Annotated in this window: 23 protein-coding genes; 7 read left to right on the top strand and 16 right to left on the bottom strand. The window is 69.6% G+C overall.

The genetic code is table 11. The features are described from left to right. The first annotated feature begins 111 nt into the window (after positions 1-111). On the top strand, positions 112-849 hold the full coding sequence (locus tag WHX56_RS20080) for an IclR family transcriptional regulator (protein WP_338878783.1): 738 nt from the start codon (positions 112-114) through the stop codon (positions 847-849). A gap of 27 nt (positions 850-876) precedes the next feature. Here WHX56_RS20080 and rocF read toward each other — a convergent pair whose 3' ends face one another. Further along, complete coding sequence (gene rocF, locus WHX56_RS20075) at positions 877-1,815, bottom strand: arginase (RefSeq protein WP_338878782.1); 939 nt, start codon at positions 1,813-1,815, stop codon at positions 877-879. A gap of 24 nt (positions 1,816-1,839) precedes the next feature. Next, positions 1,840-3,063 carry an ornithine--oxo-acid transaminase gene (rocD, locus tag WHX56_RS20070; RefSeq protein ID WP_287753570.1) on the bottom strand — a complete coding sequence of 408 codons (1,224 nt, stop codon included), beginning with the start codon at positions 3,061-3,063 and terminating at the stop codon, positions 1,840-1,842. 149 nt (positions 3,064-3,212) lie between these two features. On the opposite strand from rocD, the gene WHX56_RS20065 reads away from it, so the two are divergent. Further along, the gene (locus tag WHX56_RS20065; protein ID WP_338878781.1) at positions 3,213-4,034 is read left to right on the top strand and encodes a MetQ/NlpA family ABC transporter substrate-binding protein; all 822 of its coding nucleotides are present in this window, start codon (positions 3,213-3,215) and stop codon (positions 4,032-4,034) included. 157 nt (positions 4,035-4,191) lie between these two features. Continuing rightward, entirely contained in the window at positions 4,192-5,148 is a 957-nt protein-coding gene (locus WHX56_RS20060; RefSeq protein WP_338878780.1) for a diguanylate cyclase, read from the top strand. 24 nt (positions 5,149-5,172) lie between these two features. Here WHX56_RS20060 and WHX56_RS20055 read toward each other — a convergent pair whose 3' ends face one another. Continuing rightward, entirely contained in the window at positions 5,173-6,369 is a 1,197-nt protein-coding gene (locus WHX56_RS20055; RefSeq protein ID WP_338878779.1) for an MFS transporter, read from the bottom strand. Between the two features lie 91 nt (positions 6,370-6,460). On the opposite strand from WHX56_RS20055, the gene WHX56_RS20050 reads away from it, so the two are divergent. Then, on the top strand, positions 6,461-6,916 hold the full coding sequence (locus WHX56_RS20050) for an Lrp/AsnC family transcriptional regulator (protein WP_338878778.1): 456 nt from the start codon (positions 6,461-6,463) through the stop codon (positions 6,914-6,916). A gap of 5 nt (positions 6,917-6,921) precedes the next feature. Here the strand turns inward: WHX56_RS20050 and WHX56_RS20045 are convergent, their stop codons facing one another. The 4 genes from WHX56_RS20045 to WHX56_RS20030 form a co-directional block, all read right to left on the bottom strand. Next, on the bottom strand, positions 6,922-8,091 hold the full coding sequence (locus WHX56_RS20045; protein WP_129244495.1) for a metallophosphoesterase: 1,170 nt from the start codon (positions 8,089-8,091) through the stop codon (positions 6,922-6,924). A 91-nt stretch (positions 8,092-8,182) separates the two neighbouring features. Further along, positions 8,183-9,409 (bottom strand): alpha-hydroxy acid oxidase, encoded by a 1,227-nt coding sequence (locus tag WHX56_RS20040; RefSeq protein WP_338878777.1) that lies wholly within the window; start codon positions 9,407-9,409, stop codon positions 8,183-8,185. Between the two features lie 98 nt (positions 9,410-9,507). Then, a complete protein-coding gene (gene asd, locus WHX56_RS20035) occupies positions 9,508-10,371 on the bottom strand; it encodes an archaetidylserine decarboxylase (protein ID WP_338878776.1) in 864 nt (287 codons plus the stop codon). Between the two features lie 166 nt (positions 10,372-10,537). Next, positions 10,538-12,892: a cytochrome P450/oxidoreductase gene (locus tag WHX56_RS20030; RefSeq protein WP_338878775.1), complete on the bottom strand. Its 2,355-nt coding sequence runs from the start codon at positions 12,890-12,892 to the stop codon at positions 10,538-10,540. 116 nt (positions 12,893-13,008) lie between these two features. Here WHX56_RS20030 and WHX56_RS20025 point away from each other — a divergent pair, with 116 nt between their 5' ends. Beyond that, positions 13,009-13,845 (top strand): IclR family transcriptional regulator, encoded by an 837-nt coding sequence (locus WHX56_RS20025; protein ID WP_338878774.1) that lies wholly within the window; start codon positions 13,009-13,011, stop codon positions 13,843-13,845. 3 nt (positions 13,846-13,848) lie between these two features. Here the strand turns inward: WHX56_RS20025 and WHX56_RS20020 are convergent, their stop codons facing one another. The 6 genes from WHX56_RS20020 to WHX56_RS19995 form a co-directional block, all read right to left on the bottom strand. Then, positions 13,849-15,480, bottom strand: coding sequence for an ATP-binding cassette domain-containing protein (locus WHX56_RS20020; protein ID WP_338878773.1), 1,632 nt, complete (start codon positions 15,478-15,480; stop codon positions 13,849-13,851). Between the two features lie 191 nt (positions 15,481-15,671). Next, positions 15,672-16,541, bottom strand: a complete 870-nt coding sequence (locus WHX56_RS20015) for a CoA ester lyase (protein ID WP_338878772.1) — start codon at positions 16,539-16,541, stop codon at positions 15,672-15,674. 10 nt (positions 16,542-16,551) lie between these two features. After that, positions 16,552-17,271 (bottom strand): response regulator transcription factor, encoded by a 720-nt coding sequence (locus tag WHX56_RS20010; RefSeq protein WP_129244509.1) that lies wholly within the window; start codon positions 17,269-17,271, stop codon positions 16,552-16,554. A gap of 306 nt (positions 17,272-17,577) precedes the next feature. Continuing rightward, positions 17,578-18,057, bottom strand: a complete 480-nt coding sequence (locus WHX56_RS20005) for a hypothetical protein (RefSeq protein ID WP_129244510.1) — start codon at positions 18,055-18,057, stop codon at positions 17,578-17,580. Positions 18,058-18,130: 73 nt separating this feature from the next. Beyond that, positions 18,131-18,730: a GNAT family N-acetyltransferase gene (locus WHX56_RS20000; protein WP_129244512.1), complete on the bottom strand. Its 600-nt coding sequence runs from the start codon at positions 18,728-18,730 to the stop codon at positions 18,131-18,133. Between the two features lie 48 nt (positions 18,731-18,778). Further along, entirely contained in the window at positions 18,779-19,918 is a 1,140-nt protein-coding gene (locus WHX56_RS19995; protein WP_338878771.1) for a 3-deoxy-7-phosphoheptulonate synthase, read from the bottom strand. Between the two features lie 238 nt (positions 19,919-20,156). Between WHX56_RS19995 and WHX56_RS19990 the strand changes: the two genes are divergently transcribed. Beyond that, positions 20,157-21,383, top strand: coding sequence for an EAL domain-containing response regulator (locus tag WHX56_RS19990; protein WP_129244516.1), 1,227 nt, complete (start codon positions 20,157-20,159; stop codon positions 21,381-21,383). 36 nt (positions 21,384-21,419) lie between these two features. Here the strand turns inward: WHX56_RS19990 and WHX56_RS19985 are convergent, their stop codons facing one another. Both WHX56_RS19985 and WHX56_RS19980 read right to left on the bottom strand, forming a co-directional pair. Further along, positions 21,420-23,078 (bottom strand): mucoidy inhibitor MuiA family protein, encoded by a 1,659-nt coding sequence (locus WHX56_RS19985; protein WP_422393610.1) that lies wholly within the window; start codon positions 23,076-23,078, stop codon positions 21,420-21,422. Between the two features lie 167 nt (positions 23,079-23,245). Continuing rightward, the gene (locus WHX56_RS19980; protein WP_129244520.1) at positions 23,246-24,142 is read right to left on the bottom strand and encodes a LysR family transcriptional regulator; all 897 of its coding nucleotides are present in this window, start codon (positions 24,140-24,142) and stop codon (positions 23,246-23,248) included. A 138-nt stretch (positions 24,143-24,280) separates the two neighbouring features. Here WHX56_RS19980 and WHX56_RS19975 point away from each other — a divergent pair, with 138 nt between their 5' ends. Then, the gene (locus WHX56_RS19975; protein WP_338878769.1) at positions 24,281-25,591 is read left to right on the top strand and encodes an MFS transporter; all 1,311 of its coding nucleotides are present in this window, start codon (positions 24,281-24,283) and stop codon (positions 25,589-25,591) included. 30 nt (positions 25,592-25,621) lie between these two features. Here WHX56_RS19975 and WHX56_RS19970 read toward each other — a convergent pair whose 3' ends face one another. Then, on the bottom strand, positions 25,622-25,921 hold the full coding sequence (locus WHX56_RS19970) for a flagellar transcriptional regulator FlhD (RefSeq protein ID WP_129244524.1): 300 nt from the start codon (positions 25,919-25,921) through the stop codon (positions 25,622-25,624). Positions 25,922-26,005: the final 84 nt, after the last annotated feature.

Here is a 26,005-nt window from a genome sequence, read left to right as displayed (position 1 = left end):
AATAGAAATTCCTGTGCAAGAATTTATTTTCACATACAAGGAAAGTCAACATAGTGGATTACCTAGGCCGATCGCGCGATCCGGCCTGGAATCCGGACACAGGTGGCCGCCATGGAAGTGAAGCTCGTCGTACGGACGCTGGAATTGATCGAACTGTTCGCCCAGGTGCGGCGGCCTTTGCCCCTGACCGAACTGGCGCAGGGCCTGGGCGCGCCGATGTCGAGCTGCCTGGCGCTGGTGCGCACGCTGGCGGCGCGCGGCTACCTGTACGAGGTGCGCCGCCGCGGCGGCTATTACCCGACGGCGAAGCTGCATGCGCTGGGCGCGCAGATCATGGCGGGCGACCCCTGGCTGGAACAGGCGCGCCCGCAGCTCGTCGCCTTGCGCGACGCGGCCGACGAGACGGTCATGCTGGCCAAGATCCAGGACGGCGACGTGCTTTACCTGGACGTGGTGGAGGCCACGCAGCCCGTGCGCTACACCGCGAGGCCCGGCGCCCGCCGGCCCTTGCATACCAGCGCGGTGGCCAAGGCCATCCTGGCGCGCCTGCCGCCGGCCGAGCGCGAGGCGGCGCTGGCGTCGGCCGACTACACGCGCTATACGGACCGCACGCTGGTCACTCGCGAGGCGCTGCGGGCCGAGGTCGAGCGCGCGGCCGAAAGAGGGTGGGGCGAGAACGTCGGCGAGAGCGTGGCCGACCTGACCGGGCTGGCGGTGGCGCTGGACCTGGGCGGGGAATGGTACGCGCTGTGCATGGCCGGGCCGACGCCGCGCATGCGGGAACGCCGAGAGGAACATCTGGGCCGCCTGACGGCGGCGGCGCAGGCGATCCGGCAGGGGCGGGGCTAGCGCCGGCTCATCCGGCCGGGCCGCGGATCACGCGCCGCGCCGCATCAGCGTGGACTTGCCGAACAGGCTCTCGATGAGGTCCACCGCCAGTTCCGCCGTTTTGTTGCGCACGTCGAAGGCCGGGTTCAATTCCACCACGTCCAGCGAGCGCATCAGGCCCGTGTCGGCGATCATCTCCATGCAGAGCTGGGCCTCGCGGTACGTGGGGCCGCCGGGCACGGTGGTGCCGACGCCGGGGGCGATCTCGGGATCCAGGAAGTCCACGTCGAAGCTCACGTGCAGGTGCGTGTCGGCGTCCAGGCCCGCCAGCGCGGCGTCCATGGTGGCGCGCATGCCCATTTCGTCCAGGTAGCGCATGTCGAAGACTTCCAGGCCCGCTTCGTGCACCAGGCGCTTTTCGCCCTGGTCGACGCTGCGGATGCCGATCTGCCGCACCCAGCCCGGCTCGATGTCCGGGGTCTGGCCGGACAGGCCGGTGATCTGCGCCGGCCCGTAGCCGCACAGGCAGGCCACGGGCATGCCGTGGATATTGCCGGTGGGGGTCAAGGCATTCGTGTTGAAATCCGCGTGGGCGTCCAGCCACAGCACGCGCAGCTTCTTGCCCGCCGCGCGGCAGTGGCGCGCCGCCGCGCTGATGGAACCGATGCCCAGGCAGTGGTCGCCGCCCAGCAGGATGGGCAGGTTGCCCTGGCCGAGTTCCGCGTAGACGGCGTCGTGCACCGCGCGGTTCCAGGCCGCGACCTCGTCCAGGTGGCGGTAGCCGTCCACGGGCGGCAGCCAGGGATTGGCGGGGCCGTACAGGTTGCCGCGGTCGGCCACTTCGAAGCCCTGGGCCTCGATCACGGGGCCGAGATCGGCCACGCGCAGGGCTTCGGGGCCCATGGAGGCGCCGCGGGCGCCCGCGCCGATGTCGGTGGGAGCGCCGATGAGGGCGATGCGGTTGGGCAGATGGGCGGTGGTGTGCAAGTTGCGGGCTCCGGGCGGGATGCGTCAAGGGGCGGATAGTACCGCGGCAAGCTGGTCGCAGGCCCAGTCGATCTGCTCTCGCGTCACGATCAGGGGCGGGGAGAGGCGCAGCGTATGGCCGTGGGTGTCCTTGACCAGCATGCCGCGCGCCTGCAGGCGTTCGCACCACAGGCGGGCGCCGCCGGCATCGGGCTCGAGTTCCACGGCCAGCATCAGCCCGCGTCCGCGCACCTCGCGCACGGGGCCGGGCAGCGCGCGCAGGCGTTCCAGGAAGTACGCGCCCATGGCCGCGGCGTTGTCGATCATGCCTTCTTCCGTCAGCACGCGCAGCGCCGCGCGCGCGATGGCGCAGGCCAGCGGATTGCCGCCGAAGGTGCTGCCGTGCTGGCCCGGCTGGAAGACCCCGAGCACATCGGCGTTCGACAGCACCGCCGATACGGGATAGAAGCCGCCGGACAAGGCCTTGCCGATCAGGGTGACGTCGGCCTCGATGCCTTCGTGTTCTTCGGCCAGCAGCTTGCCGGTGCGCCCCAGCCCGGTCTGGATTTCGTCCAGGATCAGGGTGATGCCCTGTTCCGTGCAGCGCCGCCGGACCTGGGCGAAGTAGCCGGCGGGCGGAAGCACGACGCCCGCTTCGCCCTGGATGGGCTCGACCAGGAAGGCGACGGTATTGGGCGTGATGGCGGCGTCGAAGGCCGCATAGTCGCCGAAGGGGACGGTCTTGAATCCGGGCGCGAAGGGCCCGTAGTGGCCGTAGGCGTCGGGGTCGGTGGAGAAGCCGACGATGCCCAGGGTGCGGCCGTGGAAGTTGTTGGCGCAGACGATGATCTCCGCCTGGTTCTCGGGCACGCCACGCACCTCGTAGCCCCATTTGCGCACGGCCTTGATGGCGGTCTCGACGGCTTCCGCGCCGCTGTTCATGGGCAGGATCTTGTGCGCGCCGGTCAGGCGGGCCAGGTCTTCGTAGAACGGCGCCATCTGGTCGTGGCGGAAGGCGCGCGAGGTCAGCGTCAGCTTTTGCGCCTGTTCCACCATGGCGGCCAGGATGGCGGGGTGGCAGTGCCCCTGGTTGACGGCCGAATAGGCCGACAGGCAGTCGAGGTACTTGCGGCCGTCCACGTCGTACAGCCAGACCCCGCTGCCGCGGGCGATCACCACGTCCAGCGGATGGTAGTTGTGCGCGCCCAGCCGGTCTTCGACCTGATCGCGGTGGATGGCGGCGGAAGGGGATGTCAATACGGCGCTCATGAGCGTCTCCCGAGGACGTATTGGCTTCATCTTAGCGCCGCTGGCCGGCGGCGGGATTTCCATTGCGTGACAAAGGGCCTTTGCGGGAGGCGGCCGGCGGCTGCTGCACAATAGCGACCACGCCCTGTTTTTCCATCTGGAAGGTCCACATGTTCCTGCACCGACTGTTTTCGACACTGACGCGCGGCGCGGCCGCGGCCGCGCTGGGCCTGGCTTGCGCGGCAAGCGCGATGGCGCAGGACAAGCCCCTGCGGATCGGGGTGATCGCCAGCGTGGCGAACGCGGCCACCGAGCTGGCGATCGCCCAGGCGAAGAAGGAGGGGCTGGACGTCCAGTTGGTGGAGTTCAACGACTGGGTGCTGCCGAATATCGCGGTGGCGGACGGCTCGGTGGACGCGAACTTCTTCCAGCACGAACCCTTCCTGCAATTGTTCAACCAGCGGCGCGGCGCCAACCTGGTGCCGGTCGCCTACGGCTATTCCACCACGATCGGCCTGTTCTCCAAGAAGCTCAAGAAGGGCGATCCGGTGCCCGACGGCGCGACGATCGCGGTGCCCAACGATCCGGTGAACACGGGCCGGGCCCTGCTGCTGCTGGAGTCCATCGGACTGATCGGGCTGAAGCCCGGCGTGGCCCACCGGGCGGCGCTGGAGGACGTGGTGTCGAATCCGAAGAAGCTGAAGTTCGTGCAGATCGAAGGTTCGCAATCGGCGCGCACCTTCGACGACGTGACGGCTTCCGTGACGTACACCACCTTCGCCAAGCAGGCGGGCATCGACGAAAAGGACGGCCTGGCGTTCGACAATGCCGACCCGGTCAACGTGCGCCGCTATGCGATCCGGTGGGTGGCCACGCCCCAGGGCGCGCAGGATCCGCGCCTGCTGAAGTTCATCGCGATCTACCAGCAGTCGCCCGAGGTCAAGGCCAGGCTGCGCAGCCTGTACGGCGATCTGATCGACTTTCCCTGGTAGGGCCTGCCGCCAGGCGGGCGTTGACGATTCTTGGCAGTTGCCGGCGGGCATCGCACGTATACTGGCCCCGATTCCCAGCCGGGCATCGCGGCGCCGCCGTGGCGCGCCCGGCGCTTGCGGCCGGCATGGGTCCCGCCTTTCCATCGATTGCAGAGCCATGCAAAGTCCATTGCCCCACGACGACGCCCGCAGCCAGCACGCCGTGTCGGACGCCGCTGAGCTTGAACTCGAACTGACGCGGCTGCGCGATGTGGTGGCGCAATACGAAGCCCTGTTCCAGACGGCGCCCGTGCTGATCAATGCATTCGGGCCGGACGGGCGCTGCACGTTGTGGAACGAGGCCTGCGAGCGGCGCTTTGGATGGTCGGAGGCCGAGATCAAGGAGTGCCGCGACCCGCTGGCGCTGTTCTACCCCGACCCGCAGGTCAGGAAGCAGGTGATCGACACCGTCGGGCCGCAGCCGTCGCGCTCATTCCGCGAATGGCATCCCCGCGCGCGCAGCGGCGAACGGCTGGCGGTCCTGTGGTCCAACGTCCGCCTGCCCGACGGCAAGGTGGTCAATATCGGCATGGACATGACCGAAAGCCGGCGCACCGAGGCGGCGCTGGCGTGGATGGCGCGGGTCGACAGCCTGACCGGCTGCTGGAACCGCGCCGAGATCCTCAAGCGTCTGGAAGACCGGCTGGCCGCCGCCGCACGCGGCGAGGGCGGCCCGAATACCGCGCTGATGCTGGACCTGGACCACTTCAAACAGGTCAACGACCGTTACGGGCACCTGGGCGGCGACGCCGCCTTGCGCCATTTCTGCGAACAATTGCGCGCCTGCATGCGGGACGGCGACTCGATCGGCCGCCTGGGGGGCGAGGAGTTCCTGGTGCTGCTCGCCGATGCGGACGGGGACGCGGCGCATGCGATCTGCGCCCGCCTGCGCATGAGCCTGCGGCAGCATCCGGCGGATATCGACGGGGCGGCGGTGGCGCTGTCCGTCAGCGGCGGCATCGCCCGTTTTGTCGAGGGCGACGCCAGCGCCTCGGACGTGCTGCGCCGGGCCGACTCCGCGCTCTACCAGGCCAAGCGGGCCGGGCGCGATTGCGCGGTGGAATACCGCGGCTGATCCTGAGGCCTGGCGTCCGGCCGTTCAGGCGGCGGCTTCGCCGCTCGCGGCGCGCCGGCCGTTCAGCCGGCCATGCAGGCCGAGGGCCGCGGCGGCCAGCGCGGCGGCCGCGGCCAGCCCCAGCGTTTCGAAGCCGGCGTGCGCGTAGATCGTGCCGGCGGCGGCCGTGCCGATGCTTGCGCCCAGATAGGTCGTGCAGGTGTTCAGGCCCAGCACCGCGCCCCGCTCGTCGGGCCGGGCGCGGGAGAGCAGCAGCACCAGCAGGTTCAGGCTCAGTTGGGAGGCGGCTCCCCACAGCGTGGCGACGGCGAGCACCGCAGCCAGCGAATGCGCCGCCGGCACCAGGCCCGCGTAGACCAGCGCGATGGCCGCCAGCGCCAGCGGCAGGGCGCGGCGCGGCCCGATGCGTTCGATCAACGGCGCGCCGGCCACGCCGGCCAGCAGAAAGCCCGCGCCGTAGGCGAAGGCAATGAAGCCCACCTGTCCCGCGGACAGCGCCAGCAGGGTGCGCACGTGGTCCGCCAGGAACGCGTAGACGCCGTAGAACGCCGAGGAAAACGCCAGGCAGCCCAGCAGCAGGGCGGGCACGTCGCGGTACGAGAGCGGCGCCAGCAGGCGCGACAGGCGCAGCGGGGCGGGATGGGCCGCGCGGCGCTCAGGCAGCCTGCGCAGGCTGAACGCCGCGATCGCGGCGCACAGCGCCAGCGTCGCGTAGGTGGCGCGCCAGCCCACGGCGTCCGAGATCAGGGCGGACAGCGGCACGCCGGCCACCAGCGACACGGACCAGCCCGCGATGACGCGGCCCAGCGTGCGCGCTTCCTGGCCCGGCGCCGCGATCAGCGAGGCCGATCCGTAGGCGGCGGGCAGGATCACGCCGGCGGCCGCGCCGGCCAGCGCCTGGGCCAGCGTCAACACGATCCAGTGGGGCGCGGCGGCGGACAGGACCAGGGCGGCGATCAGCGCGGCCATGGCGATCAGCAGCGCGCGCCGGATCCCGATGCGGTCGATGCGCGCGGCGAGGAAGAAGGCGCTTGCCGCCGTGGCCGCGCCGTAGGCGGAAATGGCGGTGCTGATGGTGAACGCGGAGGTGGAGAACGAGCGCGCGACGTCGCTCAGGATGGGGCTCAGCGCCAGGCCGTTGGAGCCGACGACGCTGACGGCGAACATCAGCGCGGGAACGGAAGAGGCGGGGCGGGCGTTGCGGGTGCTACGGTTATGCATCCCCGAATTTTATTGGAATAAAATAAGGGTTAACGCTTATATCTCCTTATTCCATAAAAGTTCGAATGCCATTAGGCAGAATGCGATTCCAATGTCAGACCTCGACGACCGCGACCGAAAACTATTAACGCTGCTGGCCGGCGACGCCACTCCCAGCTATGCGGAGTTGGGCAAGATCCTGAACCTTTCCGCCCCGGCCGTGCACGAGCGCGTCAAGCGGCTCAAGCGCGACGGGCTGATCAAGGGCATCGCCGCCAGGCTGGACGGCGCGAAGATCGGCCGGCCGCTGCTGGCCTTCATTCACGTGGACACCAACAACTGGAGCATCACGCAGCAGGTGCTGGGGCTGGCGGAACTGACCGAGGTGGAAGAGATCCACACCATTACCGGCAAGAGCGCCATGCTGCTGAAGGTGCGGGTGCGCGACACGCAGGCGCTGGAGCTGCTGCTGGCGCGCATCCACCAGATCGACGGCATCACCAACACCACGAGCGATATCGCGCTGACCAGCTACCTGGAGCGCGGCCCGCTGCCGGACGACGCTTGAAGCGGTCAGCGGGCCGGGGCCGCGCGCAGCCGCAGGCGCGTGATTTCGGAAGGCGCGCCCAGGCGCTTGGGCGGGCCCCAGTAGCCGGTGCCGCGGCTGGTGTAGACCCACATATTGCCCATGCGGTGCAGGCCGGCCGTGTAGGGCTGCTGGAAGCGCACGAAGAATCCCCAGGGAAAGAACTGGCCGCCGTGCGTGTGGCCCGACAGTTGCAGGCTGTAGCCCAGCGGCTCGGCCTCCGCCGCGCTGCGGGGCTGGTGCGCCAGCAGGATCCTGGGCAGCGCGTCGGCGGGCGCGCCGGACAGCGCGGCCCGGGGATTGCTGCGCTGCTGCGGGTCGTAGGCGCCGGCGCCGTAGTCGGTCACGCCGGCCACGACCACCGGCAGGCCGGCGGGATGGATGACGGCATGTTCGTTCATCAGGACGCGCAGGCCCATGCGGCGGAATTCGGCCACCCAGGACGCGGCGCCTGAATAGTATTCATGGTTGCCGGTGACCAGGTAGACGCCATAGGGCGCGCGCAACTGGCCCAGCGGGCTGGCCTGGGCGCCCAGGTGTTCCACGCTGCCGTCGACCACGTCGCCGGTGATGGCGATCATGTCGGGCAATTGTTCGTTGACGGCGTCGACGATGGCCTGCACGTAGCGCTTCTTGATGGTCGGGCCGACGTGGATGTCGCTGATCTGCACGATGGTGAAGCCGTCCAGGTCCGGCGGCAGTCCGTCGATGGGAACGTCCACGTCGACGACGCGCGCGCGCCGCCGCGCGTTGTACAGGCCGACGAGCGTGCCGGCCAGCGCCAAGGCCGCGACCGCCCAGGCGCTGGCCTGGCGCAGCAGGGGCCATGGCGGCGCGGCGTCCAGGGGCAGCGTCGCCAGCCAGGCCGCGAGCAGCAGCGCGTCGCGCAGCACCGTGAGCACGAACAGGGACGAAAACAGGCCCATGGCGAACAGCCCCACCCAGGCGATGCGGTCGCCCCAGGGCGGATGCACGGAAGAGCGGCCCAGCATGCCCAGCGGGATCAGGACGCAGGACAGCACCAGGGCGAGGATGGCGGCGGCCGATCCTTCGCCGCCCAGCAGGGCGTCGGGGATCAGGCGGACGCCCACGTAGACGTGAGCCAGCGCGCCCAGGGTCAGGAAGCGCAGGAAAAACGAGGATTGGCGTAGGGACACGGGCGGCTCGGAAGGCGCCCATGCCCGGCAGGGGCATGGGCGCGCGTGGCAAGAGAAACGCCATTCTATGCCGCGCCGGGGCGGCGCCGCCTCAGTCTGCCGGCAGCGCTTCGCGCGCCAGCAGGTCCGCGTTCATTTCCCGCGGATCGTTGATGCCCAGCATGGCCATGTTGCGGTCGACCTCGGCGCGCAGCAGGCCGATGGCGTGCGAGACGCCGGCCTCCGCGCCGACCGCGGCCGCATAGTTGAACGGGCGGCCGACGAAGACGAAGCGGGCGCCCAGCGCCAGGGCCTTGAGCACGTCGCCGCCGCGCCGCACGCCGCTGTCCATCATCACGGTCATGCCGCCCGCCGCCTCGGCCACGCCGGGCAAGGCGCGCAGCGGCGAGATCGCGCCGTCGAGCTGCCGCCCGCCATGGTTGGACACGATGATGCCGTCGGCGCCGTGCCGCCTGGCCAGCGCCGCGTCCTGCGGGTGCAGGATGCCCTTGATGATCAGCGTGCCGGGCCATTGCCGGCGGATGCGCGCCACGTGCTCCCAGTCCAGGTGGTCGCGCGCGGTGAAGTCGCGCAGCACCGAAGCCGACACGATGGGCGCGCCGCGCGTGGCGAACGAGTTCTCGAAATGGGGCATGCCGTGGGACAGCAGCGTGCGCAGGAAGGTGCCCGCCAGCCAGCGCGGCCGCGTCATGCCGTCCCACGCCAGCCGCAGGCTGGGCTTGAGCGGCGTGGAAAAGCCCGTGCGTACGTTGTTTTCCCGGTTGGCCGACACGGGGATGTCCACCGTCAGCACCAGGGTTTCGTAGCCGGCGCGGCGCGCGCGTTCGACCAGCGCGTCGATGCGCTGCGGATCGCCCGGCAGATAGGCCTGGAACCAGGTGCCGGGCGCTTCGCGGATGACGTCTTCGAGCGGAATCAGCGAGGTGCCGCTGAGGATGGCCGGAATGCCCTGTTCGCGCGCGGCGCGGGCCAGCACGATGTCGCCGCGATAGGCCGAGAGCGCGCTGATCCCCATGGGGGCGATGCCGAAGGGCGAGGCGTAGCGGCGGCCGAACAGTTCGGTCTGCTGGCTGCGGCGCGATACGTCCACGAGCACGCGCGGCGCGAACGCATAGCGCGCGAACGCCTGGCGGTTGCTGTGCAGCGACTGGTTGTCTTCCGCCGCGCCAGCGACGTAGCCGAAGATGGGACGCGGCAGGCGCCGCCGGGCGGCGGCCTCGAAATCGTCCAGCGAGAGCAGGCGCGCAAGCGCGCGCGGCAGCGGCCGGGTGGCCGGGGCTGCGCTGGGGAGGGTGGCGGACGGAAGGAGGGATGTCATGGCGGGCCGGCAAAAGCCCGTAATCTAGCAACGCGGATTCATCGCATAAAGCGAATAAATCCCGACATCCAATTTCGCTTTTGGCGAACGAGCCCGCCTTACGCGGGCAGCGCCATCAGTTCGCCCATGCGCACGGGGCCCAGCACCGACGGCGTGTCGGCCCAGCGGATCCTGCCGGGCCCGAACAGCACGATGGCGGTCGAGCCCAGCTTGAAGCGGCCCATCTCCGCGCCCTTGCCGAGATGGATGGACGCGCGCGCCGCGTCGTCGTAGCGGACGGACTTGACGCGCCGCTTGTGCGGCGTGACCAGGCCCGCCCACACGGTTTCGATGGAAGCCACGATCATCGCGCCGACCAGCACCACCGCCATCGGGCCGTGTTCGGTGTCGAAGATGCAGACCACGCGTTCGTTGCGCGCGAACAGGCGCGGCACGTTGCGCGCGGTCAGCGGGTTCACCGAGAACAGGCGGCCGGGCACGTGGACCATTTCGCGCAGGGTGCCGGCGACCGGCATGTGCACGCGGTGATAGTCCTTGGGCGACAGGTAGACGGTGGCGAATTCGCCGCCCTGGAAAGGCGCGGCGCGCTCGGCGTCGCCGCCCAGCAGGTCGGCCAGGCCATAGGTGTGGCCCTTGGCCTGGAAGATGCGGCCGTGTTCGATGGCGCCCATCTGGCTGATGGCGCCGTCGGCGGGACAGAGCACCGAACCCGGTTCGTCGTCCAGCGGACGGGCGTCGTCCTTCAGCGCGCGCGTGAAGAAATCGTTGAAGCAATCGTAGGCCAGCGGGTCTTCCTGGCGGGCTTCGCGCATGTCCACGCCGTAGCGCCGCACGAAGCGCGAGATCATCCAGTTCTTGACCGCGGGTTCCCGGCAGTCGGAGGCGTATCCGAAAAGGCGCGACACCAGGTGGTGGGGCGCGAGATACTGGCTGGCGAGAAATAGTTGGTCTTTGATCGGCATCTAGGAGCGCTGGGAAAAAGGGCGCTTTTTGCGCCGGCACCGCCGGCGTCAAAACAACGCGTCCCGCCTTGCCGCGGGACGTCGTAATGCGCTGAGCGCGGATTGTAACGCTTTCAGCCCCACTTCAGACAGCCCGATCGCGCGATCTCCGCGACGGTTTCCGGCGCTATAGCTCCAGCACGATGCGCTCGCCGCGGGCGCGGGAACAGCAGGCCATCATGCGGTTGCCGGCCTCGCGCTCGCCGCGCGTCAGGACCACGTCGCGGTGGTCGATGGCGCCGTCGATCACGCGCACTTCGCACGACCCGCACAGTCCTTCCTCGCAATCGCTCTGCACGTCGATGTTGGCGCTGCGCAATGCCGCCAGCAGCGTCTGGCCGGCGGGCACCTGCACGACGATGCCGGAATCCTTGAGCTCCGCCTCGAAGGCATGCTCCCTGGACGGGTCCAGCGTGGCGAGCGTGGAATGGAAATGCTCCACGCGCAAGGCGTCCTCGGGCCAGGCCGCGCAGGCCTGCCGCAAGGCGGCCAGCATGCGCTCGGGGCCGCAGGCGTAGATCTGGGCGCCGGGGTCGGGCCGGGCCAGCAAGGCGTCGAAGTCGTTGCGGCGGCCTTCGTCGCCGATGTGCAGGTGCAGGCGCTCGCCATGCAGCGGCGCCAGTTCCTCCAGCAGCGCCATGCGGCCGCGCGCGCGGCCGCTGTAATGCAGTTGATAGTCCAGGCCCAGTTCGCGCGCGCGCCGCGCCATGGCGCTGATGGGCGTGATGCCGATGCCGCCGGCGATGAAGATCAGGCGGGACGCGCTTTCATCCATCCTGAAATGGTTGCGCGGCCCGCGCGCGCGCACGCTGCCGCCGGGCCGCAGGTGCCGGTGGATCCAGGCCGAGCCGCCGCGGCCCGCGTCTTCGCGGAGCACCGCGATTTCCAGCGCGCCCGCGTCCGCCGGATCGCCGCAAAGCGAGTATTGGCGCGACATCCCGGTGTCGCCGCATTCGACGTCGATGTGGGAGCCGGGCGTCCAGCGCGGCAGCGGCTTGCCGTCGGGCGATTCCAGCCGGATCCGCGCGATGCCGTCGGCCGCGCGGGTGACGGAAGCGACGAGCAGTCTGCGGCTGATGGCGTGCGCGGAGGGTTCGCCGATGCGCACCGGCTGGCGCCGCGAAAGCAGCCCGGGGTCGCGGCGTTCGGGGTTGCCCGCCGGATCCCACTCCACCCACAGGTGCTCGGGGCCGCGGAACGAGGTGTTGGGCACGTAAGTGAATTGCTGTTCGGCCAGGCGCAGGTGCGGCAGCCGGCGGGTCAGCTCTTCCAGGAAAATCTGCATTTCCATGCGCGCCAGGTTCTTGCCCATGCACTGGTGCGCGCCATAGCCGAAGGTCAGTTGGTCGCTGGCGTTCTCGCGGCGGATGTCGAAGAAGTCGGCGTCGGCGAAATGGCGTTCGTCGTGGTTGGCCGACGAGGACACGATCAGCAGCCTGGCGCCCGCGGGGATCGCGACCCCGGCGATTTCCGTGTCGCGCGTGGCCAGGCGGCGCCATGCCGCGACCGAACCGTTGTGGCGCAGGCACTCTTCGACCGCGTTGGGCAGCAGCCCCGGGTCTTCGCACAGCTCGCGCCAGGCCTCGGGGTGCTGCAGCAGCAGCTTGATCGCGTTGGCCGAGGCGTTGGCGGTGGTTTCATGCGCGGCGACGATGCCGGCCATCATCATCGAATGCAGGTAGGAGTCGGTGACGACGTCGGGAAATTCCTTCTGCTTGCGGATGCCGTACTGCATCCAGCCCGGGGCGTCGGGATTGCGGCGCATCTTGTCCAGGATGTTGCCCGCCAGTTGCCAGAAATTTCCCACCGCGTGGGCCACCGCCACCTGTTCTTCCGGCTTGGGGCGGCCCCAGGTATTGACGGTGTGCGCAATGGAATAGGCGCGCAGGCGGTCCATGTCTTCCTCGGGCACGCCCAGGAAATGCAGGGCGACCGTCAGCGGCACTTCCCACAGCATCTGGTCGACCAGGTCGGCGCGGCCGTCGTCGATGAAGCGGTCCACGTAGTCGCGGGTCAGGCGGCGCACCATGGGTTCGTGGTGCTTCAGCGCTTCCGGCGTGAACGGGTCCATCAGCGCGCGGCGGCGCGGCATGTGGGCGGGCTCGTCCTCGTTGACCAGCGTGCGGTTCATGGCATAGCCGTAGCTGGCCAGCACGGCGTTCGCCTCGGGTCCGGTAGGGGTGATTTTCTCCAGCGCGATGGAGGGGCTGAAGGTGTGGTTGTCGCGGAAGACCGCCTTGATGTCGTCGTAGCGGGTGACGACCCAGTAGCCCAGCTTGGGGCTGTAGAACACGGGTTCCCGCTCGCGCGCCCAGCGCACGTAGTCGGGCGGATCCTGCTGGTAGCCGTCGCCGAAAGGATCGAATTCGGCGGCCTGGGGGCTGACCGGGCAGCCCTGGGCCCGGGCCGGCGCGGCATGGTCGATGGGACAGCCGCCGGGGTTGCCGGCGGCCGCGGGGTCGGTCGGGGAGAGGTGCGCCATGGTGATCGCTCCGCATTACAATTGCGTAAAGCATATACGCATAGCGTAATTTATCAACTGGGGTAATCTCCGAGGCTGTATCCGCCGCCGGCGGACGGCCTACCGATGGCGCCGACATGAACCAGACTTCCGATCCGTCCTTCGTTCCCGTCCCGTCCGCCGAGCCGCCGCGCCCGCGGGAGCGGCGCCAGCGGGTGCAGGCCGCCGAAACCGGCATGGCGGTGCTGAAGGGGCTGGGCAAGCTGGGCGGCCGCGCCAGCCTCACGCTGCTGGCGTCCCAGGTGGGCGAGAGCCCGGCCAAGGTGCACCGCTACCTGGCCAGCCTGATGGAGGAAGGGCTGGTGTCGCAGGACGCCGCCACGCAGCAGTACTTTCTGGGGCTGGAAGCGATGCTGCTGGGCCTGGCCGCCTTGCGCCAGGCCGATCCCATCCGCCTGGCCGAGCCGGGCCTGGTGCGGCTGCGGGAAGGCCTGGAAGTGACCTGCTTCATCGCCGTGATGGGCAACAAGGGGCCGACTATCGTGCGTTTCGAGGAACCGGGCCTGCCGGTGACGGTGAACGTGCGGACGGGCTCGGTGCTGTCGATGCTCTGGTCGGCGACCGGCCGCGTGTTCCTGGCCTTGCAGGACGACGCGCGGGTCTGCGCCCTGGCCGAGGCGGAACTGGCGCGAGCGCCGGCGGACCTGCGGGCGCAGCTCGACCCGGCCGATCCCATCGGCCGCTTGCGCCGGCAGGTACTGGAACAGGGGTGCGCCACGGTGCGCGATACCAACCTGAAGGGCATCAGCGCGGTGTCCGCGCCCTTGCTGAACCACGGCGGCCGGCCTTGCGCGGCGCTGACCGCGCTGGGCGCGACCGGCGGATTCGACGCCGCGCCCGACGGCCCCATCGCCCGGGCGGTCCGGCGGGAGGCCGAGGCCGCGAGCGTTCTGCTGGGCTACCGGGCGCCCTGACGGTCAGGCGGCCTTCGCCGCCAGCTTGGTCTTGTAGAGCCAGTCCTTGTAGTCGTCCAGGTCGCCGTCGAAGGGGCTGACCTTGCCGTCGGCCACGATGATGAACTGGTCGGTGGTGGCGCGCAGCAGGTGGCGGTCGTGCGATACCAGCACCAGCGTGCCCTCGAACTGCGCCAGCGCCGTCGTCAGCGCTTCGCGCGTTTCCAGGTCCAGGTGGTTGGTGGGTTCGTCCAGCAGCAGCAGGTTGGGGCGCTGCCAGACGATGAGCGCGAGCGCCAGCCGCGCTTTTTCGCCGCCGGAGAACGGGGCGATGGAGCTGGTCGCCATCGCGCCGTTGAAATTGAAGCTGCCCAGGAAGTTGCGCAGTTCCTGTTCCCGCACGGTGGGCGCGGCCTTGGTCATGTGCCACAGCGGCGATTCGTCGTGGCGCAGCATCTCCACCTGGTGCTGGGCGAAATAGCCGATGGACAGGCCCTTGTTGAACTGGGTGTCGCCGGCCAGCGTGTCGAGTTCGCCGGCGATGGTCTTGATGAAGGTCGACTTGCCCGCGCCGTTGATGCCGAGCAGGCCGATGCGCTGGCCGGCCTGCAAGGAAAAATTGATGCCGGAGACGATGATCTTGTCGGATCCGGCCTGCGTCGCCTCGTCGGCGGCGCGGTAGCCGGCGCTGACGCGGTCCATGGTCAAGAGCGGGTTCGGCGCGCGCAGCGGTTCGCGGAATTCGAAGGAGAATTCCGCGGCGGCGCGCAGCGGGGCCACTTCCTCCATGCGGGCCAGCGCCTTGATGCGGCTTTGCGCCTGGCGCGCCTTGCTGGCCTGGGCCTTGAAGCGGTCGATGAAGGATTGCAGGTGCGAGCGCTGGCGCATCTGCTTTTCCATCATGCCCTGCGCCAGTTCCAGTTGGGCCGCGCGCTGGCGTTCGAACGACGAATAGTTGCCGGAGTAGCGCTTGAGCTTGCGCTCGTCGATGTGGACGATCACGTTGACCACGCCGTCCAGGAAGTCGCGGTCGTGGGAGATCACGATGAGCGTGCCCGGATAGCGCTTGAGCCAGTCTTCCAGCCAGATGATGGCGTCCAGGTCCAGGTGGTTCGTGGGTTCGTCCAGCAGCAGCAGATCGGACGGGCACATCAGCGCCTGCGCCAGGTTCAGCCGCATGCGCCATCCGCCGGAAAAGCTGGTCAGCGGCAGGTGCATCTGCGCCTGCGTGAAGCCCAGGCCGGTGAGCAGTTGTTCGGCGCGCGAGTGGACCGTGTAGGCGTCGGCGTCGGCCAGCGCGGCGTAGATATCGCCCATGCGCAGGCCGTTTTCGGCGCTTTCGGGTTCGGCTTCCAGCGCGGCCAGCTCCGCTTCCAGCTTGCGCAGCGTGACGTCGCCGTCGATGGCGTATTCGATGGCCGGCCGGTTCAGCGCCGGCGTCTCCTGCGCCACGTAGGCCATGCGCCAACTGGCGGGGTAGTCGAGGTCCCCCTGGTCGGCGTGCAGGGTGCCGCGCAGCAGGCCGAACAGGCTGGACTTGCCGGCGCCGTTGGCGCCGATCAGGCCGATCTTGTCGCCGGGGTTCAGCAGCAGGTCGACCTTGTCGAGCAGGGGCTTGACGCCGCGCATGAGTGAAACTTGTTGGAAGCGAATCATGAATCGTGAGGCAGGGGGTGGCGCGGCAGGCGCGCGGCAAGGCTCCCGCCACAAGGCGCGGCGCAAAAAAGGGAACCGGGGCGGGATCGCGCGGGAAGCGAAAGCGGTCGGGCGCGAAAGGCACAAGGGACGGGCAGCCGTCCTGTCGTGGGCGATATTGTACCGGGCCGCGCGCCGCCGCGCTTGGGGCGCTATGCCCGCGCGATGGCCGCGGCCAGCGCCAGCACGCGCTCGGCCTCTTCGGCGTGCAGGTTTTCCACCAGCGCGCCGTCGACCACGGCCACGCCCTGGCCCGCGGCCTGCGCCGCCCGCCAGGCGTCCAGCCGCTTGCGGGCGCTGGCCAGTTCATCCTCGGTGGGCGCGAAGGCCGCGTTGGCCGCCGCGATCTGCTTCGGATGGATCAGGGTCTTGCCGTCGAACCCCTGGTCGCGCCCCTGCCGGCAGGCCGCGGCCAGGCCGGCGTCGTCGTGCAGGTCCAGGTGCACGCCGTCCAGCACGGCCAGGCCATGGGCCCGCGCCGCCATCACCGCCAGCGAACGCGCCAGCAGGGTTTCGTCGCGCGACGGCGTGTGGCGCGCATGCAGGTCCTTCACCAGATCGGACGTGCCGACGACGATGGCCGCCAGCCTGGGGTGGCCGCAGGCAATGGCGTCCAGCCGCAGGAAACCCAGCGGCGTTTCGGCCATGGCCCACAGGGGCAGGCCGGCGGGCGCGCCGGCCGCGTCCAGCGCCTGGGCCAGCGCCCCGAGTTCGGCGGCCGACTGGACCTTGGGCAGCAGCACCGCGTCGGCCCCGGCGCGGGCGATGGCCTGGACGTCGTCCCGGCCCCAGGGCGTGTCCAGCGCGTTGATGCGCACCACGCATTCGCGCCGTCCGTATCCGCCTTCGCGCAGCGCGGCGGCGACCTGCGATCGGGCCTGCGCCTTGGCGTCGGGCGCGACGGCGTCTTCCAGGTCCAGGATCAGGACGTCGGCGTCCAGGCTGCGCGCCTTGTCCAGCGCGCGCGCGTTGGCGCCGGGCATGTAGAGGACGGAACGGCGGGGGCGGATGGCGGAACTCATGGGGCGGGCCTCAATGTTTGGCGCCGCCGACGATCTGCACGGGAACGGTGCACACGTAGCCGACGCCGTACACGGTGCGGATGCCCATGTCGCCGCCGGCCTGCGCGCGCAGCTTGCGGCGCAGGCGGTGCACGTGGGCGTCCAGCCGATGGGTGTCGTAGGCCTCGGCGCTGGCGCCCAGCGCCTCGACCAGGCGGCTGCGCGAGAGCGGCAGGGGCGCCGCCTGGACCAGCGCGCCGATCAGGCGGCTTTCGGTGTCGGTGATGTCCACGCAGACTTGCTCGGGCGACAGCAGGACGCGGCGGGCGGGATCGAAGCGCCAGCCGGCGGACCGGGTTTCGCCGGCGCCGCCGGGCGGCACGACCCGCAGGCGGCGCGACAGCGACACCAGGGTGGCGCCCAGTTCGGCCAGGTTGACGGGTTTGGTGAGATAGTGGTCGGCGCCCAGGCTCAGGCCCGACACCTTGTCTTCGCTCAGCAGGCGGCCGGTGAGCATGATGATGCCCATGGAAGGAAAGGTCGTGCGCAGGTGCGACACGCGGGTCAGCGCGTCGCCGTCCGGCAGCATGGCGTCCAGCACGAGGATGCCCGGGGTGACGGTCAGCAGCAGGCGGTCCAGTTCCGCCAGGGATCCCGCGGTGAGGATGGCGTTGCCCAGGCCGAGGTCGCAGATGAATTCGGCGATGGTGTCGCGCCAGTCCCCGTGGTCGTCGACGATGAGGATCGTCACGGGGACGCCGGCACCAACGGTTTTACACGAGACGCTCCAAGGGCAAACACGCTATCCGCTCCTTTCATGTAAGGCTTCTTGTCGGGATTCGCCTGCGCGGCCGCGATAGCCTCCCCATCGCCCGCGCTTGCGGAGAATATCATCAACGCCATTGCGGCGCCGCGCCATCGGCCGCGGACGGAACCCGGGTTGGTCAAAAAATGAGCAGCCCGTGCGGCATCGCCCGAACGGCCATCAACCGTGCGTCCGAGGCTGTTTTATCCACAGAAATTGTGGATAAGCGCCGGCGCTGTGGATACCTGCTTTTTATGTAGGCAGCCGTTCCACCGGAACGCCCGGGGGCACCTTGCGCAGGCGGTCGCGTTCGATGCGCACCGCGGAGAACCGGGTCTTGCGGGCGGCGGCGTTCTGCAGCAGGACCGACAGCACCGCGCCCTTGTCCTGGATCCACTGGGTTTTGCCCCGCAGCAATTTCAGCGCGTTGGCGGGCGTGCCCAGGCGGTACGAGGTGGCGCTGATCTGGACGGAGTACTTGCCGTCGAACCGGGAATCTTCCTGTTCGGTGATCGCGGCGGCGTCGAGGTTGTTGCTTTCGTGGTCGATGCGGTAGATGAACTTCAGGCCGCTGTGCGGATCCTGCACGACGATGAGTTTGTCCGAGCCGGAAACGTCGGACATCATGCCGATCACCGGCGACTCGACCAACTGGTTGCCGCGCTGTTCTTCCGTGTAGATGAAAATGGTGGGGCGCGCCTCGGCGGCCGGGATGATGGGTGTGCGATCCATACCTGAAGAAATGAGTGCGGGAGGCGGGCGCGTCGGCCCGGGCAAGCTGCGAAAAGAACGAAAGGCGCCGTGCCTAGGCGGGCCGGCGCAGGCGGGCCAGCAGGCGCGCTTTGACCGAGGGCCAGTCTTCGTCGAGGATCGCGAAGTAGACCATGTCGCGGGCGCGCCCGGACTGCGCGATCAGGTGCTTGCGAAACACGCCTTCCTCGACGCCGCCGATGCGGAGAATGGCCTGCCGGGACTGCGCATTGCCCAACTCCGTTTTGAACACGACACGTATGATACCAATTGTTTCAAAGGCGTGCTGCAACAACAGGAATTTGGCTTCGGTGTTGGCGCCCGAGCGCTGGCTGGACGGGGTCAGCCAGGTGGCGCCGATCTCCAGCCGCTTGTGAGCGAGCGCGATGTCCATATAGCGCGTGGCGCCGATGACCTGGCCGGAGTCCTGGCGCACGATGGCGAAGGGCAGGCAGGCGCCGTCGCGCTGCCCGGCCAGGGCGCGGTCCACGTAGCGCCGCATGTCGTCGGGCGTATCGACGGGTTCGGGTTGCAGGCGCCACAGTTCGGGATGCAGGCCGACCCGCGCCAGGTCTTCGGCGTGGCGGACGGCCAGCGGTTCCAGGCGGACGATCTCGCCATCGAGCGTGACGGGTTGCAGGCGGGGCAAAGCCATGGCGTGTTCCTTTGCGTCGCGGGATCCGGCGCCTTACCGCGCCGATCGTTACGCCTGAGCGCGGGACGCCGCCATTTCGCGGCGCCGGCGCACCGCCTGCGCCAGCGTGTCCAGCACCGGCGCGGTCTGCGACCAGCCCAGGCAGGCGTCCGTGATGGAGACGCCGTGGCGCAGCGGCTGGCCGGCCGTCAGGTCCTGGCGGCCTTCTTCGAGGTGGCTTTCGATCATGACGCCGGTGATGCGGGCGTCGCCCTGGGAGAGCTGCGCCGCGATGTCGTCGGCCACGTCGACCTGCCGCAGGTGCGACTTGTTGGAATTGGCATGCGAGCAGTCGATCATGACCTGTTCGCGCTGGCCCGCCTTGCGCAGCGCGGCGCAGCAGGCATCGACGCTGGCGGCGTCGTAGTTCGGGCCTTGCTTGCCGCCGCGCAGGATGACGTGGGTGTCCTGGTTGCCGCGGGTCTCGAAGATGGCCGCCATGCCCATCTTGGTCATGCCCATGAAGGCGTGGCTGGCGCTGGCGGCGACCATGGCGTCGGCGGCGATCTGCACGCCGCCGTCGGTGCCGTTCTTGAAGCCCAGCGGACAGCTCAGGCCGGAACTGAGCTGGCGGTGGCTGGGGCTTTCGGTGGTGCGCGCGCCGATGGCGCCCCAGGAGATCAGGTCCGCGATGTACTGCGGGCTGAGCAGATCCAGGAATTCGGTGGCGATGGGCAGGCCCAGGCCGCTGATGTCCAGCAGCAGTTCGCGCGCGCGGCGCAGCCCTTCGTTGATGCGGAAACTGCCGTCCAGGCGCGGATCGTTGATATAGCCCTTCCAGCCGACGGTGGTGCGGGGCTTCTCGAAATACACGCGCATGACGATCAGCAGGTCCTGCTTGTGCCGTTCGGCGGCGGCGCGCAACTGGCGGGCGTACTCCATGGCCTGGCCATGGTCGTGGATGGAGCAGGGGCCGACCACCAGCACCAGGCGGTCGTCGCGGCCGTGCAGCACGTCGGCGATCGCGGCGCGGCTCTGTTCGACCAGCGTCTGGATCTCGGATGAAACGGGCAGTTCGTCCTGCAGGAGCGCGGGCGAAATCAAGGGCCGCACCGCGCTGATGCGGGTGTCGTCCGTGCGCGTGTTGTCCTGGGTGGAGTCGGCCGCGCCGACCTCGCGGTCGTGCAGGGGATCGTCAATGCGGGTCAAGGGAAGCTCCGTGCCGTGGATGCGGGAAAGACTTCCATTATCGCACCGGCGGGACCGCGGGGCGACGGCCGGCTGCCTCCGTCCGGCTGATAGGCCGATTCCTACGACTATCGGCCACGATATTGCATTAACCCGTTAGCGATAAGGACAGTCGCCGCGCGGATGCCGTAGCATGGTGGCCACAGAGTTCCCGCGGCCGCCTGCAAGGGCCCGCCCTATATGACTAGGACGGTAGACGATGCCTAAGACCGACGCCGGCGCGACCCGACGGATTCTCCTGGTGGAGGACCATCCGGTCGAACGCGCCTACCTGCAGAATATGCTTCTGGCGCTTGGTTACCGGCGGGTGGCGGGGTTGGGCAGCAGCACGGAGGCTATCGGCGCGCTGTCGCGGCAGTTCTACGACGTGGTCGTCAGCGACATCGTCATGGGCGAGGGCGACGGCACGCGCCTGCCCAACGAACTGCGGCGGCTGGTGGACGCCGGCCGGCTCAAGAGCATGCCGCCCATCATCTGGATCAGCAGCCTCAGCGACGAACTGCTGCAGTCGCACGTGCGGCTTGCCTTGCAGGCGGGGTGCCCGTCCGCGCAGGCGCTGTCCAAGCCCGTGTCGCGGGCCGCCATGCAGCACGCGATCAAAGCGGCGCTGCGCAGCGTCGACGAGTACGATGCGGCGTCGCCGCGGCCGAACGCGGTGCGGCGCGACGTGATGGAAGTGGCGCTGGGCCACGCGCTGATCACGGGCAAGGGCATGAGCGTGGTGCTGCAGCCGCAGATGAGCCTGTCGACGGGCCGCGTGCTGGCGGCCGAGGCGCTGTCGCGCTGGGAGCATCCGGAACTGGGCGTCATTTCGGCGGCGGACTTCGTGCCCGCCGCGCACCGCCTGGGCCTGGATCGCATGCTGTTCAGCCGGGTGACGGACCGCGTGATCGAGTTGCTGCGGCGCATGCACGCCGAGGACATCGCCGTGCCCATCGCCATCAACGCCTCCGCCTCCACGCTGTGCACCCGCGACCTGCCCGGGCTGCTGGAACAGCGCGTCGGCCAGGCCGGCCTGCCGGCCCGCCTGGTCAAGGTCGAACTGACGGAGGATGAGCCCGTCACCGACTGGCTGGCCCTGTCTTCGGTCCTGAACCTGTTGCGGGTGCGCGGCTTCGAACTGGCGATGGACGATTTCGGCGCGGGCATCGCCTCCATGCGCCTGTTTTCGGCCATGCCGTTCACGGAACTCAAGATCGACCGCGATTTCATCGTGCACATGCACCGCGAGCCGGCCTCGCGCGCGGTGGTGGCCGCGGCGATCGAAATGGGCCGGGTGCTGGGCCGGCGCGTGGTGGCCGAGGGCGTGGAGCACGACCGCGACATACAACTGCTGCGCGAACTGGGCTGCGACGTGGCGCAAGGCTATGGCATTTCCATGCCGCTGGAGCCCGACGCCTTCATCGAGTTCTGCCGCAGCCACTGAGCCGCCGTCCGTTCGGCTTCGCGAGGAAACGATGCCTCAGAGGCCGGACACCTCGATGTCGCCGGGATGGTCGATCGAGAACTTCAACACCGTTTCACGCGACTTGCCCGGTTCCAGTTCCCAGTCCCACACGAGCCTGCCGTCGTCTTCGCGCTTGATCTCGCGGTCGGCGGGGGACAGCAGCTTGACCACGATCTTCTCGTTGCGCGAGACCGGCAGGCGGTCCTTGAAGGACACCCGCTCCTTGGTGGTCTTGTTGTTCTTCACGGTGATCCTGTACTCGTAGGTCACGCGCTTGCCGCCGCCCGAAAAGCCGGTGCTCTCGGTATAGCGGTTCACCAACTGGCGCTCGATCGAAATGCCGTCGTCCGCGCCCATCGCGAGTTCGACCTTTTCGCCGGGCATGACCGCCTTCAGGGTGCCCGAGGCGACGAAGGCGTCGTCCAGGAAGGTGTTCAGGGGACCGGGCAGCAATGGGTAGTCCGTGTTGTTGCTGGCCTGCGCGGTCAGGTAGACCGCCGGGCGCAGCGCCGGCGTGGACTGGTATTGCAGCGTGGCCGGCAGCCTGGCGGTCGCGATGGCCACGCGCTGCGAGGCGTTGTCGGACAGGAGCGTGGCCGGGTTCTTGATCTGGAAGGACGCGCTGGTGGCTTCGTTCTGCACCTGGGCGGTGGACAGCTCGATGTCCTGCGGCGCCGGTTCGGGCGTGGCGGACGCCGCATCCGCGAGCGATGGGCTGTATCGCGCCCGGCGTTCGGCCACGGCTTCGGCCTGCGGCTTGGCCGAGGGCGCGGCGGCGGGGCGGGGAGCGGGCGGGGGAGGCGGCGGCGCCGCCACGTCGACGATCCAGGGCTGCAGCGCGGGCGCGCCGCCGCCCAGCGCCGGCCGGGCGGTGGACAGCGTGAGCTTGACGTTGTTCCAGTCTTCGCCGGTGTTCTGGCGGATGACGCCGAAGTAGCCCAGGTCCACCCCGCGGTCGGCCAGGCGCAGGCGCGCGTCGTAGGCCGGCGTCCAGCGGGCGCCGGCCACGGCGTAGGACAGGTTCAGGTCGAGCTTGCCCGCGCGGGCCAGGCTCACGCGCACGGTGACGGTCTTGCTGCGGCGGCCCTGCGCATTCTGCAACTGGCCGAGCTGGCTCTGGACCGCCGCGATTTCGCGGTCCAGGTCCGCCTTCTGTTCGGCGGTCCGGCGCAGGCCGGCGAGCGTCCTGCCCAGCGTGTCCGCGCTCAGCGACTGGATGGCCTTGAGCTCGTCCAGCGTCGGGCGGGCGCCGTCCTTGGCCGGTTCGGTGGCGCCGCGCTGCATCATCAGCACCAGTTCGCGCTGGTTGTCCAGCACGGCGGCCTCGTCGTCCAGCGCGGCCTGCCGGCCTTCGAGCCCGCGCAACTGCGCTTCCAATTGCTTGACCCGGTCGTTCGGCGTATCGGCCTGGTAGGCGTCGCGCACCTTCACGTCGAGCAGGGTGGCTTGGCCGGTGCTCCTGGCCGACACCTGAAGGGAGTTCTCCTGCAGGGACGCGGGCAGCTTGTCCAGCACCAGCTCGTGTTCGCCGGCGGCCAGTTCGCTGCTGGCCGCGCGGGTCACGACGGCGCGGTCCTGGTAGACGGTCACGGCGCCGATGGAAGAGGCCAGCCCGGCGGCCGAGCCCAGGCCGGGAATCGTCGCGATGGCCAAGGCTAGGAGGGTACGTCGCACTGGTTCACCTTTCAGGCAGGTTGGAGTCATGGGGGCGCCGCCAGGTCCGGAGGGCGGATCGCCGAGCGCGCCAATTTACATTGCCCTCCTGGCGCCGGCTTTACAGAAAATTGCAAACGCGACAGGGAGCTACCGGAAGCGCGGTGGTCCCCCCGGGGCGCCGTGCGTCAGGCGTCGGGATGCGCAAGCTCGCGCAGCATGTCGACGGCGTTGCCCGCGGCGATGGAGCGGTCGTGGCGGCGGTAGGCCATGTCCAGCAGCGCGTGCGGGGCGTCGCCCTTGATGGGGCGGTACTCGATGCCTTGCGCGCCCATGTGCCGCATGGCGGCGGGCACCACGGAAATGCCGACCCCGGCGGCGACCAGGCTGACGATGGACGCCATCTGGGGAGCTTCCTGGATGACCCGGGGCAGGAAGCCGGCGCGCTGGCAGGCGGACTGGATGGCGTCGTAGAGGCCGGCGCCGATGGGGCGCGGGTACAGCACGAAATCCTCGTCCGCCAGCGCCGCCATCGGAAGGCTGCGCTTGCGGCTCAGCGGATGGTCCGGGGGCAGGGCGACCAGCATGGGTTCGTCCAGCACGCGCTCGGCGTCGAATTCCGGGTCCAGCACATAGGGCGGGCGCACGAAGGCCACGTCCACGTCGCCCGCCCGCAGGCCGCGCAGCAGTGAAATGGTGTTGCTTTCCGTGAGCGTGACGCGCACGCCCGGGTAGCGGTCCCGGTAGGCGCGGATGGCGCGCGGCAGATAGGGGTGGAAGACGGCCGACGCCGTGAAGCCCACGGTGATCGCGCCGCGTTCGCCGCGCCCCAGGCGGCGGGCGGTGTCCACCGCGCGGTCGGCGCTGGCCAGGATGGCGCGCGCGTCTTCGAGGAATTGCGCGCCCGCCTCGGTCAGCGCGATGCCGCGCGGCAGGCGCAGGAAGAGCGGCGTGCCGATCTCGCGTTCCAGTTGCTGGATCTGCTGGCTGAGCGGCGGCTGGCCGATGCCCAGCCTTGCCGCCGCGCGCGTGAAATGCAGTTCTTCCGCGACGGCGGTGAAGTAGCGCAGGTGGCGCAGTTCCATGGTTGCGCGGTCCTATCGTTTCTAAATATCGTAGATGCCAGTTGCATATATTGGACATATGAACGGGAAAAGTCTATCTTGAATGCGCGGGTTGGGGCGGACAGGCTCCCCGCCGCCCGCCGCCTTTCGAGAATTCAGATGTCTACCCCTTCCGCCAGTCCCATCCCTGAAAGCGCCGCGCCAGCCGCGCCTTCCGCCTCGCCGTCTCCCCAACCTTCCGATTACCTCGCCCGCGGCACGCCCGGATTGCGCCGCGCGCAATGGGCCCTGTTCGCCGCCGGCTTTTCCACGTTTTCGCTGCTGTATTGCGTGCAGCCGCTGATGCCGCTGTTCACCCGCGCGTTCGGCGTGTCGCCCGCGCAGAGCAGCCTGGTGCTGTCGCTGTGCACCGGCCTGCTGGCCGTGGCCATCTTCTTCGTGGGCCTTTTCTCGCAATCCCTGCCGCGCAAGCGCGTCATGGCGCTGTCGCTGTTCGCTTCGGCGGTGCTGGGCACCGTCGCCGCCGTCGCGCCGGACTGGCACAGCCTGCTGGCCCTGCGCGCGTTGCAGGGCGTGGCGATGGGCGGGGTGCCGGCCGTCGCCATGGCCTACCTGGCGGAAGAGGTCGAGCCGGAGACCCTGGGGTTCGCCATGGGGCTGTATATCAGCGGCAGCGCCTTCGGCGGGCTGTCCGGACGGGTCATCACCGGGCTGGTGGCGGACCATTTCGGCTGGCGCGCCGCGCTGGGCACGCTGGGCGTGCTGGGCATGGCGGCCGCCGTGCTGTTCGTGTGGCTGCTGCCGGCCTCGCGCCGGTTCGCCCCGCAGCGGGGCAGGGGATGGGCGGGCGTGTGGGGCGACGTGCGCGCCGGCGCCCGCGCCCACCTGAAGAACGGCCCGCTTTGCGGCCTTTTCGCCCTGGGCGGCCTGTTGATGGGCGCGTTCGTCACCGTCTACAACTACGTCGGCTTCCGCCTGTTGCTGCCGCCGTTCTCGCTGAGCCAGACCTTCATCGGGTTCATCTTCGTCGTGTATCTGGTGGGGATCTTCGCTTCGACCTATTTCGGCCGGCTGGCGGACCGCCACGGCCGCGGCGCGATGCTCTGCGCGGCGACCGGCCTGGCGCTCGCGGGCCTGTTGCTGACGCTGTCGGATTCGCTTCCCGTCCTGATTGCGGGCATCGTGGTGTTCACCTTCGGCTTCTTCGCCGCCCATGCGGTGGCCAGCGGCTGGGTCGGGCAGATGGCGCGCGGCTACAAGGCGCTGGCCGCCTCGCTGTACCTGCTGGTGTACTACGTGGGTTCCAGCGTGCTGGGCGCGCTGGGCGGCCAGTTCTGGACGGCGGGCGCGTGGCGCGGCGTCGCCGAGATGACCGGCGGGCTGCTGGCGCTGGCGCTGGCGATCAGCGCCGGGCTGTACTGGCGGACCGGCCGGGTCGCGGCCGCCGCGGCGGTGGGCCGCGCTTCGTGAATCGAGGCGGGCCCTGGGCGGCGGCGCCGCTCAGGGCTTGGTCAACGCCGGCGCGCGCGCGCCGTCCGCGAGCGCCGCGTCGATGCCCAGGCTCAAGGCGGACAGCAGCTCGTGCGCGGGCAGGTCCAGCCGCGCCAGCAATACGCTCGATTGCGCCAGCTTGACCAGGTCTTCGGGCCCTTGCGCGGCCAGCCAGCGGCAGGCCCGTTCGGAAACGGCCGTGCCGGCGATGGAAGCGGTGTCCCCCGCGCGCGCCATGCGCTGCAACAGCAGCAGGTACATCAGGTTGGTTTCGTGTATATCGTGAAGCAGTTGAGCGGATTTGGGCATGTGGCACCCTTGACGTCGTTGAGGCCGCTGCCCGGAGGCGGCCCGCAGCCCGAAGGCGCTTGGCGCCCTCGCAGGAGGCGTCTG

Origin of the sequence: Achromobacter veterisilvae, assembly GCF_037619525.1 — a bacterium.
GTDB lineage: Bacteria > Pseudomonadota > Gammaproteobacteria > Burkholderiales > Burkholderiaceae_B > Achromobacter > Achromobacter veterisilvae.
This window is presented reverse-complemented; position numbering and strand designations above follow the sequence as displayed.

What these genes read in the sequence shown, in the direction of transcription:
- WHX56_RS20015 (WP_338878772.1), bottom strand. Translation starts at nt 16,541, where the DNA reads ATGAGTTCCGCCATCCGCCCCCGCCGTTCCGTCCTCTACATGCCCGGC.
- WHX56_RS19975 (WP_338878769.1), top strand. Translation starts at nt 24,281, where the DNA reads ATGTCTACCCCTTCCGCCAGTCCCATCCCTGAAAGCGCCGCGCCAGCC.
- WHX56_RS20020 (WP_338878773.1), bottom strand. Translation starts at nt 15,480, where the DNA reads ATGATTCGCTTCCAACAAGTTTCACTCATGCGCGGCGTCAAGCCCCTG.
- WHX56_RS20050 (WP_338878778.1), top strand. Translation starts at nt 6,461, where the DNA reads ATGTCAGACCTCGACGACCGCGACCGAAAACTATTAACGCTGCTGGCC.
- WHX56_RS20080 (WP_338878783.1), top strand. Translation starts at nt 112, where the DNA reads ATGGAAGTGAAGCTCGTCGTACGGACGCTGGAATTGATCGAACTGTTC.
- WHX56_RS20000 (WP_129244512.1), bottom strand. Translation starts at nt 18,730, where the DNA reads ATGGCTTTGCCCCGCCTGCAACCCGTCACGCTCGATGGCGAGATCGTC.
- rocD (WP_287753570.1), bottom strand. Translation starts at nt 3,063, where the DNA reads ATGAGCGCCGTATTGACATCCCCTTCCGCCGCCATCCACCGCGATCAG.
- WHX56_RS20055 (WP_338878779.1), bottom strand. Translation starts at nt 6,369, where the DNA reads ATGCATAACCGTAGCACCCGCAACGCCCGCCCCGCCTCTTCCGTTCCC.
- WHX56_RS20025 (WP_338878774.1), top strand. Translation starts at nt 13,009, where the DNA reads ATGAACCAGACTTCCGATCCGTCCTTCGTTCCCGTCCCGTCCGCCGAG.
- WHX56_RS20030 (WP_338878775.1), bottom strand. Translation starts at nt 12,892, where the DNA reads ATGGCGCACCTCTCCCCGACCGACCCCGCGGCCGCCGGCAACCCCGGC.
- WHX56_RS20005 (WP_129244510.1), bottom strand. Translation starts at nt 18,057, where the DNA reads ATGGATCGCACACCCATCATCCCGGCCGCCGAGGCGCGCCCCACCATT.
- WHX56_RS20065 (WP_338878781.1), top strand. Translation starts at nt 3,213, where the DNA reads ATGTTCCTGCACCGACTGTTTTCGACACTGACGCGCGGCGCGGCCGCG.
- WHX56_RS20040 (WP_338878777.1), bottom strand. Translation starts at nt 9,409, where the DNA reads ATGACATCCCTCCTTCCGTCCGCCACCCTCCCCAGCGCAGCCCCGGCC.
- WHX56_RS19990 (WP_129244516.1), top strand. Translation starts at nt 20,157, where the DNA reads ATGCCTAAGACCGACGCCGGCGCGACCCGACGGATTCTCCTGGTGGAG.
- WHX56_RS20060 (WP_338878780.1), top strand. Translation starts at nt 4,192, where the DNA reads ATGCAAAGTCCATTGCCCCACGACGACGCCCGCAGCCAGCACGCCGTG.
- WHX56_RS19980 (WP_129244520.1), bottom strand. Translation starts at nt 24,142, where the DNA reads ATGGAACTGCGCCACCTGCGCTACTTCACCGCCGTCGCGGAAGAACTG.
- asd (WP_338878776.1), bottom strand. Translation starts at nt 10,371, where the DNA reads ATGCCGATCAAAGACCAACTATTTCTCGCCAGCCAGTATCTCGCGCCC.
- WHX56_RS19970 (WP_129244524.1), bottom strand. Translation starts at nt 25,921, where the DNA reads ATGCCCAAATCCGCTCAACTGCTTCACGATATACACGAAACCAACCTG.